Origin of the sequence: Leclercia sp. AS011, from assembly GCF_037152535.1 — a bacterium.
Taxonomy (GTDB): domain Bacteria; phylum Pseudomonadota; class Gammaproteobacteria; order Enterobacterales; family Enterobacteriaceae; genus Enterobacter.
On sequence record NZ_JBBCMA010000001.1, the window covers coordinates 1816540 to 1832160 of the forward strand.

General features: G+C 54.2%; 19 protein-coding genes. 8 read left to right on the forward strand and 11 right to left on the reverse strand.

Going from position 1 to position 15621, the window contains the following annotated elements:
* Positions 1–222: 222 nt before the first annotated feature.
* The gene (wrbA, locus tag WFO70_RS08680) at positions 223–819 is read left to right on the forward strand and encodes an NAD(P)H:quinone oxidoreductase (RefSeq protein WP_337015655.1); all 597 of its coding nucleotides are present in this window, start codon (positions 223–225) and stop codon (positions 817–819) included.
* 20 nt (positions 820–839) lie between these two features.
* Positions 840–1067, forward strand: coding sequence for a YccJ family protein (locus tag WFO70_RS08685; protein WP_333850187.1), 228 nt, complete (start codon positions 840–842; stop codon positions 1065–1067).
* A 118-nt stretch (positions 1068–1185) separates the two neighbouring features.
* Here the strand turns inward: WFO70_RS08685 and agp are convergent, their stop codons facing one another.
* Positions 1186–2427 (reverse strand): bifunctional glucose-1-phosphatase/inositol phosphatase, encoded by a 1242-nt coding sequence (gene agp / locus WFO70_RS08690; protein ID WP_337015656.1) that lies wholly within the window; start codon positions 2425–2427, stop codon positions 1186–1188.
* A 149-nt stretch (positions 2428–2576) separates the two neighbouring features.
* On the opposite strand from agp, the gene WFO70_RS08695 reads away from it, so the two are divergent.
* Positions 2577–3029, forward strand: coding sequence for a winged helix-turn-helix transcriptional regulator (locus tag WFO70_RS08695; RefSeq protein WP_337015657.1), 453 nt, complete (start codon positions 2577–2579; stop codon positions 3027–3029).
* A gap of 31 nt (positions 3030–3060) precedes the next feature.
* Here the strand turns inward: WFO70_RS08695 and WFO70_RS08700 are convergent, their stop codons facing one another.
* The 6 genes from WFO70_RS08700 to WFO70_RS08725 form a co-directional block, all read right to left on the reverse strand.
* Positions 3061–4989, reverse strand: coding sequence for a putative bifunctional diguanylate cyclase/phosphodiesterase (locus WFO70_RS08700; protein WP_337015659.1), 1929 nt, complete (start codon positions 4987–4989; stop codon positions 3061–3063).
* Between the two features lie 17 nt (positions 4990–5006).
* Positions 5007–5501, reverse strand: coding sequence for a molybdopterin-dependent oxidoreductase (locus WFO70_RS08705; RefSeq protein WP_337015660.1), 495 nt, complete (start codon positions 5499–5501; stop codon positions 5007–5009).
* A 471-nt stretch (positions 5502–5972) separates the two neighbouring features.
* Positions 5973–6479, reverse strand: coding sequence for an Hcp family type VI secretion system effector (locus WFO70_RS08710; RefSeq protein ID WP_337015661.1), 507 nt, complete (start codon positions 6477–6479; stop codon positions 5973–5975).
* A 68-nt stretch (positions 6480–6547) separates the two neighbouring features.
* Positions 6548–6937, reverse strand: coding sequence for a putative T6SS immunity periplasmic lipoprotein (locus WFO70_RS08715; protein WP_337015662.1), 390 nt, complete (start codon positions 6935–6937; stop codon positions 6548–6550).
* A gap of 58 nt (positions 6938–6995) precedes the next feature.
* Entirely contained in the window at positions 6996–7385 is a 390-nt protein-coding gene (locus tag WFO70_RS08720; RefSeq protein WP_337015663.1) for a putative T6SS immunity periplasmic lipoprotein, read from the reverse strand.
* A complete protein-coding gene (locus WFO70_RS08725; RefSeq protein WP_337015664.1) occupies positions 7382–7942 on the reverse strand; it encodes a type IV secretion protein Rhs in 561 nt (186 codons plus the stop codon). The genes WFO70_RS08720 and WFO70_RS08725 overlap by 4 nt, the downstream gene beginning before the upstream one ends.
* Positions 7943–8189: 247 nt before the next feature.
* Here WFO70_RS08725 and WFO70_RS08730 point away from each other — a divergent pair, with 247 nt between their 5' ends.
* The gene (locus WFO70_RS08730) at positions 8190–8771 is read left to right on the forward strand and encodes a GNAT family N-acetyltransferase (protein ID WP_337015665.1); all 582 of its coding nucleotides are present in this window, start codon (positions 8190–8192) and stop codon (positions 8769–8771) included.
* Here WFO70_RS08730 and WFO70_RS08735 read toward each other — a convergent pair.
* Together WFO70_RS08735 and WFO70_RS08740 are read right to left on the reverse strand one after the other, a co-directional pair.
* The gene (locus WFO70_RS08735) at positions 8766–9155 is read right to left on the reverse strand and encodes a tautomerase family protein (RefSeq protein ID WP_337015666.1); all 390 of its coding nucleotides are present in this window, start codon (positions 9153–9155) and stop codon (positions 8766–8768) included. The genes WFO70_RS08730 and WFO70_RS08735 overlap by 6 nt on opposite strands.
* Before the next feature lie 5 nt (positions 9156–9160).
* On the reverse strand, positions 9161–9463 hold the full coding sequence (locus WFO70_RS08740; protein WP_337015667.1) for a carboxymuconolactone decarboxylase family protein: 303 nt from the start codon (positions 9461–9463) through the stop codon (positions 9161–9163).
* 100 nt (positions 9464–9563) lie between these two features.
* Between WFO70_RS08740 and WFO70_RS08745 the strand changes: the two genes are divergently transcribed.
* Complete coding sequence (locus WFO70_RS08745) at positions 9564–10436, forward strand: LysR substrate-binding domain-containing protein (RefSeq protein WP_337015668.1); 873 nt, start codon at positions 9564–9566, stop codon at positions 10434–10436.
* A gap of 95 nt (positions 10437–10531) precedes the next feature.
* Positions 10532–12208, forward strand: a complete 1677-nt coding sequence (gene leuA, locus WFO70_RS08750) for a 2-isopropylmalate synthase (protein ID WP_337015669.1) — start codon at positions 10532–10534, stop codon at positions 12206–12208.
* On the opposite strand, the gene WFO70_RS08755 is transcribed toward leuA, so the two are convergent.
* Positions 12160–12954 (reverse strand): AraC family transcriptional regulator, encoded by a 795-nt coding sequence (locus tag WFO70_RS08755; RefSeq protein ID WP_337015670.1) that lies wholly within the window; start codon positions 12952–12954, stop codon positions 12160–12162. The genes leuA and WFO70_RS08755 overlap by 49 nt on opposite strands.
* A 3-nt stretch (positions 12955–12957) precedes the next feature.
* Entirely contained in the window at positions 12958–13146 is a 189-nt protein-coding gene (locus WFO70_RS22485) for a YcxB family protein (RefSeq protein WP_442913370.1), read from the reverse strand.
* Between the two features lie 150 nt (positions 13147–13296).
* Between WFO70_RS22485 and WFO70_RS08760 the strand changes: the two genes are divergently transcribed.
* Positions 13297–14181: an SDR family oxidoreductase gene (locus tag WFO70_RS08760; RefSeq protein ID WP_337015671.1), complete on the forward strand. Its 885-nt coding sequence runs from the start codon at positions 13297–13299 to the stop codon at positions 14179–14181.
* A gap of 426 nt (positions 14182–14607) precedes the next feature.
* Positions 14608–15609, forward strand: coding sequence for a hypothetical protein (locus tag WFO70_RS08765; protein WP_337015672.1), 1002 nt, complete (start codon positions 14608–14610; stop codon positions 15607–15609).
* Positions 15610–15621: the final 12 nt, after the last annotated feature.

Below are 15621 nucleotides of genomic sequence, written 5' to 3' on the forward strand. Positions count from 1 at the left end.
CTTTCGTATGATGCTCGTCGAAACGGAAGCATAAGCCATTCTTATCATTCCAGAAATTCACCATCGCGAAAATGTGTCATTTTGCTACGAAAGAAGGGGCTCCCTTTTTTTTGTTTGAAATCAAATAAATGGCGTCCAGATTTGCAGTCTCGCTGTCACGTCATATCTTTAAAAGAGTGCAGCATGCCGCTGCCATAAAAATCATGCGAGGAGTGAAGCGAAATGACGAAAATTCTGGTGCTCTACTATTCCATGTACGGACACATCGAAACCATGGCTCATGCAGTGGCGGACGGCGCCAGGAAAGTCGAGGGGGTTGAGGTGGTGATCAAACGCGTACCGGAGACCATGCAGGCGGAAGCCTTTGCCAAAGCCGGGGGGAAAGCGCAGAGCGCGCCGGAAGCCTCCCCGCAGGAGCTGGGCGATTACGACGCCATCATTTTTGGCACCCCGACCCGCTTCGGCAATATGGCCGGGCAGATGCGTACCTTCCTCGACCAGACGGGCGGGCTGTGGGTGAAGAATGCGTTACACGGCAAGATTGCCAGCGTGTTCAGCTCCACCGGCACCGGCGGCGGTCAGGAACAGACCATCACCTCCACCTGGACCACCCTCGCCCATCACGGGATGGTGATAGTTCCTATCGGCTACGGTACCCCGGAGCTGTTTGATATTTCTCAGACGCGCGGCGGTACGCCGTATGGGGCGACGACCATTGCCGGGGGTGATGGTTCGCGCCAGCCGTCGGAAGCGGAACTGAACATTGCCCGCTATCAGGGTAAATACGTCGCCGGTCTGGCTGCTAAACTGAAAGCTTAACGCTCAACAGGAGGATGACTATGCCAACACAAGAAGCTAAAGCACATCGCGTCGGAGAATTTGCGCGTTTACGTAATACGTCACCGGAGATCGCCGAGGCGATTTTTGAAGTCGCAAAATATGACGAAAAACTGGCAGAGAAAATCTGGGAGGAAGGGAGCGACGAAGTGCTGGTATTAGCCTTCGACAAAACCGATAAAGACTCGCTGTTCTGGGGCGAGCAGACCATCGAGCGCAAAAACGTCTGATATGCAAAAATGCCTTTCAGGCCTACGGGATGTGAATCCGCCCTGACTCCTGTAGGTCGGGTGAGCGAAGCACCACCCGACGTTTTGTCCCCTCTCCCCCTGGGGGAGAGGGTTTTACTTATTTTGCCGCCGTATTCAACAGCGTATTAAAGGTCTCCACCGGGCAGAACCCGTCCGCGTCCACCGGACAGCCGTTCAGCTCCAGCGTAACGCGCTGCGCCGGGGCTTTTAACGTCAGCACCTGGGCATTACGCAGCTGCTCCGTACTCTGATAAACATACTCAATTTTCATCAAATCCCGGTTGCCGGTCTTATCGTGCCAGCGCTGGAAGACGATCTTGCCGCCAATTGGCGTACGCTCATACTGACCGGGCAGCTGATAGGGTTTGAAGTCGAGGGCTTTCAGCAGCGAGGCAATGTTGGAGTCGTGCCCCACCAGCAGAGTGACCTTCGGTGCCTTCTCCCGGTCGGTGACCAGCGCGCTGTCGATGTACTTCACCAGCGGTTTCGCCACGTTCCGCGCCACCTCCGCCGAGGTGAACAGCGAGTCCTGATAGCCGTTTTTCAGCTGGGACAGCACCCGCCACTGCTGATCGGTTTTGATCTCGCCCCAGGCCACCTGATCCAGCGGGAAGCCTTCGTAATATTGCAGGGTGAAGGCATCTACCAGCGAATTCCCCACCTTCAGCGGGCCAGAGACGCCGGGCTCTTTCTGGTACTCGGCGCTGTAGGTGTCTTTTGCGTCGGTCAGGGAGCAGACCTGTTTCTCTTTGCACGACGGCGAGTCTTTATAGTCGGTCATCTGCTCCAGCAGCTTATAGCTCTCTTCAAGCTTCATTCCCTGGCGCTCGTTGTTCATCGCCTGTAGCGCTTTTTCGCGGAATTCCGGGGAGTTGTCGGTGATCACCGGGTTAAAGGTCGGATCCATGGTGCCCATCTGTTCCTGATGGTGCACCGGCACATCACAACCCGGGAAGGCCCCGGTGATGAAGAACTGCGCCGTCGCCACCGTGCGCTGCAGGCTGTTGGCGTAGGCGTAGACGCTGTTCGCCGTCGGGCACTCCCCGGCTGTGACCACGCCCTCCTCCGCCAGCCACTCACGCATGTAGTGGCCCATATAGACCTCCAGTACGCCGCCTTTGGTGGTAAGCTGCCCGCCCGGTACGTCCCACTCCGGCCATTTTTCCGGAGTCGATTGCTCCAGCACGCTGCCGTTATTGGCCAGCGGCGCGCGCAGGTTATGACGGCTCATGATCAGAACCTGTTCCAGCTGATACCCTTCCGGCGCGGTTTGCGCCTGAGCGCCGCAGGACAGGCCGATGCTGCCCGCCACGGCGACAGCGATTAGTGCTTTTCTCATCCCTAATTCCTCACTCTGTTTTATCGTCGTAAACAGTGTGACAGGTTTGTGACAAATTACCTGGAGCCTGCCCGCAAACTGACGGCTTACTTTGTGTGTGATGGGTAATTGGTTTTATAATAAAACTCACCGCTGATAAGGAGCCCCCCGTGAAACGTACCCGCCTGGAAGAGAGTACCTGCCCTGTTGCCCGCTCGCTGGATATTATCGGCGATTGGTGGTCGCTGCTGATTGTGCGCGATGCCCTGCGCGGCGTGACGCGTTTTGGCGAATTTCAGAAGAGCCTCGGCATCGCCAAAAACATGCTGGCGACCCGGCTGAAACTGCTGGTGGACGAAGGGATCCTGGTGCTGCAACCGGCTTCCGACGGCAGTGCCTGGCAGGAGTATGTTCTGACGGAAAAGGGCCGTGCCCTGCAAACTGTGCTGCTGGCGCTCTCCCAGTGGGGGAATGCGCATCTGTTTGCTGAAGGTGATGTCGGGACGGTGATGGTGGATGCCCGGGATCGGCAACCGCTGCGCAAGCTGGTGCTGGTGGCGAGTGACGGACGGGAGCTGGGGCCGGAAGAGGTGGTGGCAAAGTATCCGCCAACGAAGGGGTGATATCGCTCCGTTCAACGCACCGCGGGGCGATTTAACCGTTTCTGATCCGCCCGTCGATACCCGGCTGCGGCTTTCCGAACAGGTAGCCCTGGGCCAGATCGCAGCCGAGGGCCTGAAGGCTCTCCAGCTGCTCCTGCGTTTCCACGCCTTCCGCCACCGTTTTCATATTCAGGGACTTCGCCATGCCGGTGATAAGTTTGATGATCGTCAGGGCATCTTCCTGCACCGCTATCGAATGGACAAAAGACTTGTCGATTTTGATTTTGTCGAAGGCCAGCTTACTCAGCCGTGAAAGAGAGGAGTAACCCGTACCAAAATCATCGATAGATATTCTCACGCCCAGGTCTCTGAGCATGTTAAGCGTATTCAGCGGCGTACTGTTATCGGTAAAGAGAGAAGATTCGGTCACTTCCAGTTCAAGACGATCCGCCTCAAGCCCCGTCTCTTTCAGGATGGAGAGCACTATTTCGGCGAAGACTTTGCTGCTCAGCTGAACGGGCGAGACATTGACCGAAATTTTGGCCGGAATAGCCCAGGACGCGGCCTCTCTGCACGCCATTTCCAGTACCGATTTCCCCATCTCGTTAATCATGCCTGTTTTTTCCGCCACGGGAATAAAGCTATCCGGCGACAGGAGTCCCTTCAGAGGATGTATCCAGCGAATAAGCGCTTCATAGCTGTAAATTTCCTGGCTGAAGGAGTCGACAATCGGCTGGTAATAGACCACGAACTCTTTGTTCACTAATGCCATGGCCATATCATGTTCAAGGGTTCTGCTTTCCTGCAGCTTTTCTAACATGCTCTGGCGGAAGACTTTGATCTGACCGGAGCCCTCTTTTTTGGCCTCATACAGGGCCAGATCGGCAAATTTATACAGATAGTCGGCGCGGCGTTCCGTATCAGAGATAACAATCCCGACACAGGTGGCGATATTAATGATGGTGTTATCAATCGTGTAGGGCTGGTTGATTGAATCACATATTTTTTGGGCGCGCGAAACGGCGCTGCTTTCAGTCAGGCCACTCGAGAGAAACGCAAACTCATCTCCCCCTAAGCGATAAAGGGTCTCTGAGGTCAGGCTCATGGAAACCAGGCGCTGGGCTATCTGGCGTAATAACCTGTCCCCGATATCATGGCCCCAGGTATCGTTGACCTCCTTGAATCGATCTAAATCAAAGAGCATAACCGCCACCGACTGATTATTTTTTTCTGCCGTTTCGGTTATTTTCTTTAAATTATCCCAGAAAAACTGGCGGTTATTCATCCCGGTAAGGGAGTCGTGGTAGACGTCATATTCCAGCTGGGCATTCTGGATTTGCAGCTGTTCTTTCGACGTCTGCAACTCTTCCGCCAGGCTGGTCACCTGCAGATGCGCCTTCTGAATATTTCTGTTCTGGTAGAATATCAGCGCACCCAGTATGGCGCTCAGTATTATCAGCAGGACCGACGTCGCCGAGTATATATAGTACAGCGTTTGAATTTTAAGGTTGGCGCTGCTGATCGAGTTAACATCTTTGTCCAGCGCACCGGATGAGAGACGGCTGAGCGGCGCATCGAGCGTATGCATTGTTTTCAGGTAGGTCTCGAGCTCTGAACGCTCCATTTTCTCCAGATGAACATCCAGATATTTAAGTATGGTTTCAAGTTGTTCAGCCAGTTCACGATGGGCTTTATTACTCTCTATATAACGGCCTAAATCCCCCTCTTTAGTTAAATCACTTTGGCTGAGCATAATGTCGAGACGCAGGCGCACATCATCGATCGACAGCGTGTCATCAATCGAGTAAAGCCCAAGCACCGATTCGAATCGGTAATATTCTGATACCAGCTGGGCAGCAGACCATGAATCCGTGTAGTGGGTCAGCTTCTGTAACTCTTGTTGCCTTTCATGTACCAGGAAAGAGATATATCCAGTAGAGATAAAAAGGAAAAAAATGATGCCCGCCAGTATCCTGTTCATGATCCTCTCCTGACTGCCTATTCAATCGTCATTTTGCTGACCTGCCAGGCGGATCTTGAATAGAAAATCTGGTTATTCAGCTCAGGCATGCTGTCATAAGGATACACGATGAATAACGGGCCTTTATCGCGGATACGCATATACTCCCCGTCGATTTTGAAGGCCAGGATGACGTTGTATTTTTTGAAATCATTGAGCGGGATGACGGTGGTGTAGTCGTTGAGCGCCGTCACCTTAACGACAGTGCCTTTCGCGCCGACATAATCCATGAGCTTTTGCACCGGAACGCCCGTAAAGGTAGGACGCCCATTATACCAGGGAGAGGTGGTCCTGAAACTGACCATCCCCAGTTTCTCAAGGCTGGCGATATCAAAAACGGCTTTCCCGTCTTCGTTGGTATTTTGAATATTACCGGACATGGTTAAAAGGACTTTACCGGCAGGTTTGGAAAGTTGACCGGCCCAGGCCTGGGTGGCTACCACTAAGCTCAACAACATGACAATCAAGCGCATTTCAACCTCTCCATTCCATCAATCGTAAAGAAGTATAATTTAGTTATTATGCTATTAATATATGTCGCCAGACTATTATAGTTTCAATAAACCGCAATCAGAATTTAGTCAAGCAAAATCATATGGTTACAATCAAAAACTCACTCTAAGATCGATTAAACATAGCCCAGACTGTTATTTCAGGTACGTTATTGTTTCATCTCTCTGTACAAAAAATAAGCCAGGTGGTTATTTAAAGCAAATATACACGCACAATTACGAAGGTTTAATTTTGCTTTGGCGCTACCGGGGGGGCGTTTTTTGATAGAAAAGGTTGTTGATTATTTCCACGTATTTTTGATGTTTGCTCGCTTCTTGTGTCACGGACTGGGAAAGAACGTTCACTTCACAGGTGACAGGAGCGGCCCTGAGTGAGGTGTATCTCAACACTGAGCGCGCAATCATCCAGCCCAGTGCAGAGAAGAGTGTGATTCATTGATTGGTCTGTTGTTGCTGTTGTGGTGCAGGTTTAGACCAGGCGTCGGCGTATTTGATCACCCCATCCAGGTAATACCATTCGATACTGTTATAACGCAACCCCAGGGTTTCAATCATATTGTGGCTGTTAGATCCCGGTATATAAGTATGATTGGCATTTACTGACATAATGACGACGCCTTCCATTGTGACCCGGTAGATTTCCCGCTCGATCCCAGCCTCATTAGTTTCATAATATTTTATTTCTGCTTTTTGCAGCCGCCGTCCTTCACAAATACAATTGGCGAGAAACGGTGATAATTTATTCACTTGTTTATGAATAACATAAGGGGCGTGCTGCCGCGTCCCGCCCATACGTCCGGTGTGCGGATCCACCGGCTGGCTGACGCCGTAGCTGCTGCTCATTACCTCGATCGCGCCTTCACGACCCAGCGCCAGGCTCCCACCATTCAGTAACATACCGTTTTCATCATAAAGAAATAAATATGCGGGTAATGACATGGTGCGTATCTCCTTTACTTTAAAATAGTGCTTTCATTCTTAACGATGAAAGCGTAAGTGCATTGCTCTTACCAGGGAACAACGCTCATATATGGGCAGCCATTGTTCGACCATAAATATATAACATGGCCGGAGCTGTCTATAATAAAATTATCGTAATAGTTCTCTTTATCCAGCGTGTAGTTCGCTCTGTAGATAACGCCCCTTTCCAAAGGAATCACGAAACAACTCTCCGGATAGGACAGATGTGTTGAACGGCCACTTAATAACACTTTGTGCATCTTACCTATAGCCGAAAACTCATAATTGCTAAGCACCTGTTTTTTATTAACACTGAAGCACACGCGATTTGTGTCAATATAGACGCTGCCCATTTTCGCATACTGCGGGCCTTTATTATTTTTACCAACACAACCAGCCAGTAACATGACGAAAGTAATAGGTATTAATTTCTTCATCCTTGAGGAGTCCCTTAAGCACGTTCATATCGGGTGAGGGATATATAAGAATTATCAATCATAAAGACACGACACTCGGGTAAGGACATGCTGCCCCGCTCCCTAAATCTATAGTCTTGCCGTCGTTATCAATAATGAATGAGTAGTTATACCATTGTTTATTGATCTTATATCTACCACCATATATCACCGCTTTTTCAAAATTGACTGTGAAACACGTGTCCGGGTAAGACAACCTGGTAGAATAGTTGTGTAGTAATTTGTTAAATGCATCATTGTTGGATGCCAGGCGATAGCTTTCGAGCACATCATTTTTATCAATAGTGAAGCAGACGCGATTCCCGTCAATGTGGATTGGTCGCCATAATCCATATTGCTTGCCTTCATATCCTTTGCAAGGGCATCCCGTCAACAGAATAACCGATATAAACACTATGAGCTTTTTCATCCCGGAAAACTCCCTAATACTTTTTCATATTTCTGTATTAACGCCAGAACAGGTTCAGAAGGGTCATAATCCCTGTAATCATAAAGACCCTCGTTACCCAGGAAGCCATAGTGCTTCAAAAGCCAGTAGTCGCTCACAATCGAGGCCTGCTGCTCAAGACCGTAATCAAGTAGGTTTGCTTTATCCAGGCTGTAGGTATAATCCGCCGCCCATGAAAACGCGCCGCGCATACGCACCCACATTCCGCGCTGATGCTGCCAGACGTGCATCATTTCATGCAGGAAAAGATGTTGAGCAATTTGGGGTTCTCCCTTTTCAGGCATAGAAAAATCATGTTGATATTTTCCTTCCCTGAACCATATTTCACCATCAGGAGCCATACCCCGATTGGGATCTTGTAGATTGAAAGGAAAATAACTTTCAAGGTGGATCCAGACTTTATGATAATGAATGCTGTAACCGTAAAGCGTACTGGCCAGATTGATCTCACCCAACCTCAGTCTTCTTAACCCGCCCTCTTTAGTTGGCGGCCATTCAACAGAATTCAGGTAATACATTTACGCAAGCCCCAGAGTTTTATAGTGATGCGAAAATCCTATATCTTTTAGACGCATCCATCCGGGACAAAGAATACATTATACTTAAACTCGGAAATAATTTAGAAATAAGTTTTACGATATTAATAATCAATATAAATTGTTGTTTATCACCTCCCTGTAAATAAAGTCCGTTCCAGGATGCGAGCCACGTTATTTTTTGCTTTACTGGATCAACCGTTACTCGCTTAACAAAGAGAAATAAGCTATGGCGACCCCGATGCTCGAAACCGAACGCTTGCTGCTGAAACCCCTCGCCTCTGAAGATGCCATCCAGATCCAGCGCATTTTCCCCCGCTGGGAAATTGTCCGCTATCTGATCGCCAGCGTCCCGTGGCCCTATCCCGATAACGGGGCGCAGCACTATGTCGACAACGTTGCGCTGCCCGCAAGTAAAGAAGGCAAAGGATGGTACTGGACGCTGCGTCGAAAAGCGCAACTGCAGGAGGTGATCGGCGTTATTTGCCTGATGGATACGCCGGACAATAACCGCGGCTTCTGGCTGGTTCCGGAATACCAGGGCCAGGGTTATATGACGGAAGCCTGCCGGGCGGTTAATCGCTTCTGGTTTACCGACCTGGATCGCGACGTATTGCGCGCCCCGAAAGCTGCCGTCAACAGCCGTTCCAGAAGCCTGTCTGAGCGCAGCGGCATGCGGTTAGTACGCGTCGAAAAAGGGCAATACGTGTCCGGTGAGCTGGACACGGAGTTGTGGGAGATTACGCGGGAGGAATGGCTGCGGGCCTTTGAGTCCGTAGCGCAGTTCGCCACCGGGCGGCTACGATCATAACCCCTCTTCCGACAGCATCCGCCCCTGGCTGAAGCTCCAGTCATCGGCGGTGTTGAAGTGGATCATCACCATCACGTCCTCCGGATGGATACCCAGGGCCGCATGGAGCCGATCGCACAGCAGGCGGCAGAGCTTTTGTTTCTGCTCGCGCGAGCGGGGCTTGCCCGCCAGAATGTGAAACTGAATAAAATTGTCGCTGCGCCCATTGCTTTTATAGTGGCGATCAAACACGCGCAGCCTGGCCGGAAGCTCCTCGAAAATCTGAAAGCGATCCCCCGGCGGGACGGCAAACTCCGCCTCCAGGCTCTGCTGCAGGATGTCGGAGATCTGGCCGATCTGCGCGTCGCTGTACCCCGGACGCAGGGAGATTCGGGTAAAAGGCATCGGCATTACTCCTCGTCCAGACAGCCAAGCGCCGACACCGCCGCTGGCCAGCCAGCGTAGAACGCCAGGTGGGTGAAAACTTCGGCGATCTCCTCTCTGCTCAGGCCGTTTTGCTGGGCGAAGTCGATATGCCAGGGCAGCTGCTGCACCCGTCCCAGCGCCGTCAGGGCGGCCAGGGTGATCAGGCTGCGTTCACGCGGGGAAAGCCCATCACGTTTCCAGATATCATCAAACAGAACTTCCTTACTCAACTCAGCCAGTTTGGGCGCGACGCGGGACAGGGTTTCAGCCGTCAGTGATTTTGCCATGGTGTTTTCTCCGTATTGACAGTCAGACGATACTGGCGCGATAGTTTCTTCCTGAAAATCAAATTATATGCGGCCCACAATCCCGTATTTCAGGACGATCATGAATAAACTCCCCCCGACGCTCGACCTCGACGCCCTGCGCTCTTTCGTTACTGGCATAGAGTGCGGCAGCTTTGCCCAGGCCGCCCTCCACCTGTGTCGCTCCACCTCGGCGGTGAGCGCCCAGCTGAAAAAGCTGGAGCAGCAGTGCGGGGCCGAACTGGTGATGAAAAAGGGCCGCGGCCTGGTGCTGACCCGTGACGGCGAGATCGTCATGGGCTATGCCCGGCGGATGCTGGCGCTGAATGATGAGATGCAGAGTACCCTCAGGGGCGAGCTGGTGCAGGAGGAGATCCGTATCGGCATGCAGGAGGATTTTGGCGAGTCGCTGATGCCGGACATTCTGGGGGCGTTCAAACGTCATCATCCTGGGGTGCGGATCGTTGCCCGGGTGGATCGCAACCGGCCGCTGCTCACCGCCTTCGATGACAATGCCCTCGATATGATCCTGCTGTGGCAGACCCCCGGCGAGCAGCGGCAGGGCCGAACGCTCGGTCAGAGCCAGTTGACGTGGATCCAGCACCCGGATCTCGACATCAGCGCCCTGCTGTCCCGGGGCGAACCCCTGCCGCTGGTGATGTTTGAACACCCCTGCCTGATGCGCGCCCATGCCATCGACTGTCTGAACCGGGCGGGCATCCCCTGGCGGGTGGTGTTTGTCAGCCACAGCCTGAGCGGGATCTGGGCGGCGGTACAGGCGGGGCTTGGCATCACGCTGCGCACGCGTATCGGCATGCCGGGCAACCTGCGGCTAGCCGGGAGCGTACTGCCTACGCCGGGGAGCCTGGGGATCGCCCTGCAACAGAAGGACGTGAGCAAAACCCAGACCCTGCTGGCGCAGCTGATGGAGGAGGCGCTGGTCAGGGTGATGTGATGTGGCGGATCCTCGCCACAGGTTGTCAGTTTTGCGCCAGTACCCCGCCCCCTTTTTCGCCAGGATAAAAACACAACATCACCTGGAGAAAAACCATGCTGCCCAACCCCTCGAAAAAGTACGCCGCCTTTGCCCCCATCGCCTTACCCGATCGCCAGTGGCCGGACAGGACCCTGACCCAAGCCCCGCGCTGGCTCTCCACCGACCTGCGCGATGGCAATCAGGCTCTGGCCGAGCCGATGGATGTCCCGCGTAAGCTGCGCTTCTGGGAGCAGCTGCTGAAATGCGGATTTAAGGAGATCGAGGTGGCGTTTCCCTCCGCCTCAGAGACGGACTTTCAGTTTGTCCGTCAGCTGATTGAGGAGCAGCGCATCCCGGACGATGTCACCATTCAGGTGCTTACCCAGGCCCGCAGCGATCTGATTGAGCGCACCTTTGCCTCGCTGGACGGCGCCAAATGCGCCACGGTGCACCTCTATAACGCCACCGCGCCGCTGTTCCGCGAGCTGGTGTTCCGTCAGAGCAAAGAGGAGATCGTGCAGCTGGCGGTCAGCGCCACGCGCCAGATCCGCGCCCTGTGCGAGGCCAACCCGCAGACGCTTTGGCGCTACGAATACTCGCCGGAAACCTTCTGCTTTACCGAGCCGGAGTTTGCCCTGCAAATCTGTGAGGCGGTGGCGGATGTCTGGGAGCCCTCTTCCGCACGGCCGATGATCATCAACCTGCCCGCCACGGTGGAGGTCAACACCCCCAACGTCTATGCCGATCAGATCGAATACTTCTGCCGCCACTTTACCCGCCGAAGCGAGGTGTGCATTAGCGTCCATCCCCATAACGATCGCGGCAGCGGCGTGGCCAGCGCCGAGCTGGCCCTGCTTGCCGGGGCCGACCGGGTGGAAGGTTGTCTGTTCGGCAACGGGGAGCGCACCGGGAACGTCTGTCTGGTGACGCTGGCGATGAATCTCTATAGCCAGGGGATTTCACCCCAGCTCGATTTCAGCGATATGAAGCAGGTGGTAGAGCTGGTGGAGCAGTGCAACCAGCTGCCGGTCCATCCGCGCCACCCTTATGCCGGTAAGCTGGCGTTTACCGCCTTCTCCGGCTCGCATCAGGATGCGATCAAAAAAGGGTTTCACGCCCGGGAACAGTCGGCCTCCCCGCGGTGGGAGATGCCCTATCTGCCGGTTGACCCGAACGATATCGGCTGTAGCTATGAGGCGGTGATCCGCGTCAACAGCCAGTCCGGCAAAAGCGGCGCGGCCTGGATGCTGGAGCAGAATCATGGCCTGGTACTGCCCCGGGCGTTGCAGCAGGATTTCAGCCGCCACGTTCAGGCGCATACCGACCGGGAAGGGAACGAGATGACGCTGAGTGCCCTGTGGCAGCTCTACCGCGAGCTGTATGGCCCGCATCAGCATGCCCCGCGACAGCTGCTGGATTACCGGACCGAAAGCCAGGCGGACGGTGGGCTGGTACTGTGGGCCCGCGTGCAGACCGCTGACGGGGTGGTGACCTTAGAGGGGAAAGGCAACGGTCTGCTGTCTGCTGCCGCCAGCGCGATAAAAGCCAGCTTCAGTTTGACGTTCGCCATTGAGGATTATCATGAGCATACCCTCGGCAGATGCAGCGAAAGCCGGTCGGCGGCCTATATCCGCTGCAGCTTTAAGCAGGGGGTGAGCCGCTGGGGAACCGGCATCGACAACGATGTCTCCCGGGCGTCGCTTCAGGCCTTGCTGAACGCGTTGCCGGAGAGCGATTCGGGCTGGAAGTAGTCGCTGGGGGCCATGCCAAGGGTGCGACGGAACATGGCGCTGAAGGCGCTGTGACTCTCATAGCCGAGGTCCAGCGCCACCCGCAGCACGGACTGCCCCTGGGCCAGGCGGTTCAGCGCCTCCATCAGCCGCGCCCGGCGCAGCCATTCGCTGAACGCCAGCCCGGTCTGCTGGCGAAAGTGCCGCAGCAGGGTGCGCTCGCTGATATTTAACTGGCTGGCCGCCAGCGCCGTGGTCCAGCGGGTGCCCGGCTCGGCCTGGATCTGGCGACAGAGCGCCAGCAGCGCGGGCGTCACCGGCTCAGGAAGGTTGAACGGCAGCACGCTTATCGTGCGGATTTCATCGAGGATCAGCTCGTAAATGCGCTCTGCCCGGCTGCCCGCCGCATAGCTTTCCGGCAAGTGCAGCGAGGCGATAATCAGCTCGCGCAGCAGGGTGGAAATCTGCACCACCTGACAGACCGACGGCAAATCCGCCCGGGCAAAGGGATCGATAAACAGCGTCCGGGCCGCCACGTTGCCGGTGATCAGCAGGCGGTGGCGGGTCCCGGCAGGCAGCCAGACGCCCCGTCCCGGCGGCACAATCCAGAACCCCTGGGCAGTCTCCACCCGCACCACCCCGCTCAGGGTATGCAGAAGCTGGGCGCAGGTGTGGCTGTGCCAGGGCTCCGTTTCACCATGGATATAATCATGGGCAAAGGGCACCAGCGGGCGCGTGGTAAAGCTGAACTGCTGTTGGGTGGTCATGGTTTATGTATTTTGCGCTATTTGTAGGTTGAGAAAGTCAAAGATCTCTGCGGCTTCGCTGGCAGAAGCAAAAACCCGTTCAGGGATCACCACACAATTATCCTTCTTCATATGGATAAAAATAAACCCATTTTTCCTGTAGCTGTCCTTAACCTTTTTCCAGGTGATCTTGCCGCTGGCATCAGGAGTTATATTTTCGTAAAAGACGCTATTTTTGGTATGACAGAATCAAAGAAAAAGCAAAAATATATCCAAAAGAAGAATAGTCCGAATTACGCCTCCCGGAAATGTGTCTCTCGTCACAATGGCTATTATTTATATTCAATAACTAAGGAGGCCGGAATGACATCAGGAAACACCACTTCAAAACACTACCCACGTCCACCTTTTGTGGAGCAACCACAACAAATGCCTGGACTGGCATCTGAAATGAAACCCATTCCGGATCATGGTGAGACAAGTTATATCGGGTCAGGAAAGCTCGCGGGCAAAAAAGCGCTTATTACCGGGGGTGACTCGGGGATTGGGCGTGCCGTGGCGATCGCTTATGCCCGCGAAGGTGCCGATGTGGCCATTGGTTATTTACCGGAAGAAGAGGCCGATGCTGCGGCGGTTATCGCGCTGATTCAGGCTGAAGGGCGAAAAGCGGTCGCGATCCCGGGTGATATTCGCGTGGAGTCCTTCTGCGATACCCTGGTTGAACGGGCAGTGAGTGAACTGGGCGGTCTCGATATCCTCGTCAACAATGCCGGTCGCCAGCAGTATTGTGAGTCCATCGAAGAGCTGACCACCGCGGCTTTCGATGCGACCTTCAAAACCAACGTTTACGCCCCCTTCTGGATCACGCGTGCCGCCCTGCGCCACCTGACGGAAGGCGCGGTGATTATTAACACCTCCTCGGTTCAGGCCTTCAAGCCCAGCGAAATTCTGCTGGACTACGCCCAGACCAAAGCCTGCAACGTGGCGTTCACCAAATCACTGGCTAAACAGCTGGGTCCGAAAGGCATTCGGGTGAATGCCGTGGCACCGGGCCCTTACTGGACGCCTCTGCAATCCAGCGGCGGTCAACCTCAGGAAAAAGTGCAGCAGTTTGGTGCCGATACGCCACTGGGGCGTCCAGGCCAGCCGGTTGAAATCGCGCCACTCTATGTTCTGCTGGCGTCTGATAGCTGCTCCTATGCCTCTGGTCAGGTGTGGTGCTCCGACGGGGGTACCGGCGTCGCATAATCGGTAATTAAATCTGGCGCGCCTGATGAAGGGTCAGGAATATTATAAAATCCGTTACCTTAAGCGGTAACGGGTTTTTAATCAGCGAGGCTCATTCCTGACATATTTCCCCAGGTGGATGTGTTGCGCAGGAAATTGGTGACTCCCACGTCATCCCGCCGGTACGCTTATTTATTTGAAGCAAAACGTGTCCGGTATAAATTTATCAACTATCCTTAGAGCATTGAATGGATTTCAATATTCAATTTTCAGCTGTTTTATTTTCTTTAACTTTTAGCGATGGTCTCGTTATAAGTTGTATCGATCGGCCCTGAAAGCGTTTCAATGTTGAAGTTGATAATGTTTGCTGTTTTTTCAATCAGTTCCTGGTACTGAACGCATAACAGACCTGCGTTCCGGCGTAAGATTATTTAAAGGACAACAGCTATGACTCACATTCACGATCATTCCACGGTTAACACTCAGTATGTTGATCCGCGTCTGCCCCTGCCCGACGCGAGCAGCAGCAGTGCCGTATCATGGGGCGCCATCTTTGCTGGCGCGGCGGCGGCGGCCTCCCTGTCACTGATTATGCTGATGCTGGGCGCCGGGTTAGGCCTGACGTCCGTTTCGCCATGGGAAAACGAGGGGCTTGATGCCGGAACGGTAGGTATAGCGGCGATAGGGTGGCTGACGTTCACCCAGATCGTGGCGTCAGGGATGGGCGGCTATTTAGCCGGCCGACTGCGCACCAAATGGGTCGGTACCCATACCAATGAAATTTACTTCCGCGATACCGCGCATGGCTTTTTGGCCTGGGCAGTAGCTGCGCTGGTCTCGGCCATGTTGCTGACCTCCACCGTCAGCTCCATCGTGGGAGGAAGCGCTAAGGTCGTGGGTTCCGTGGCGGGCGGTGCTGCCGCAGCCACCGTAGGCGGCGCGGCGGGTATGGCGAATGCCTCCTCCGAAGGCTCAGCTTCACCTATGGACTATTTCGTTAATTCCATGTTCCGCCCGGGTGCCCCGGCTGCAACGCCTGCAACACCTAATACATCTGTCTCGCCAGATGCCTCAGGTGCGGCTCCCGCTGCTCCAGCACCTTCCGCGCCTCAGCAGGATCTCTCTCCAGCACAGATGAAGGAAGTGACCGGTATTTTTGCCAACAGTATCAGCACTGGCCAGTTACCTCAGGAAGATCGTCAGTATGTCGCGCAGCTGATCGCACAACGTACCGGGATCAGTCAGCAAGAGGCTGAGCAGCGGGTACAGGCCACCTATGACAAAGCCCAGGCTAAGTTAAAAGAGACCAAAGAGAAAGCGCAGCAAGCGGCTGATACCGCACGCAAAACCACCAGCTATCTCATGCTCTGGACGTTCATTTCTCTGCTGGCGGGTGCTTTCGTAGCCAGCCTGTGTGCGACCTTCGGTGGCCGTCAACGCGACCTTTAATACTTAATTTTT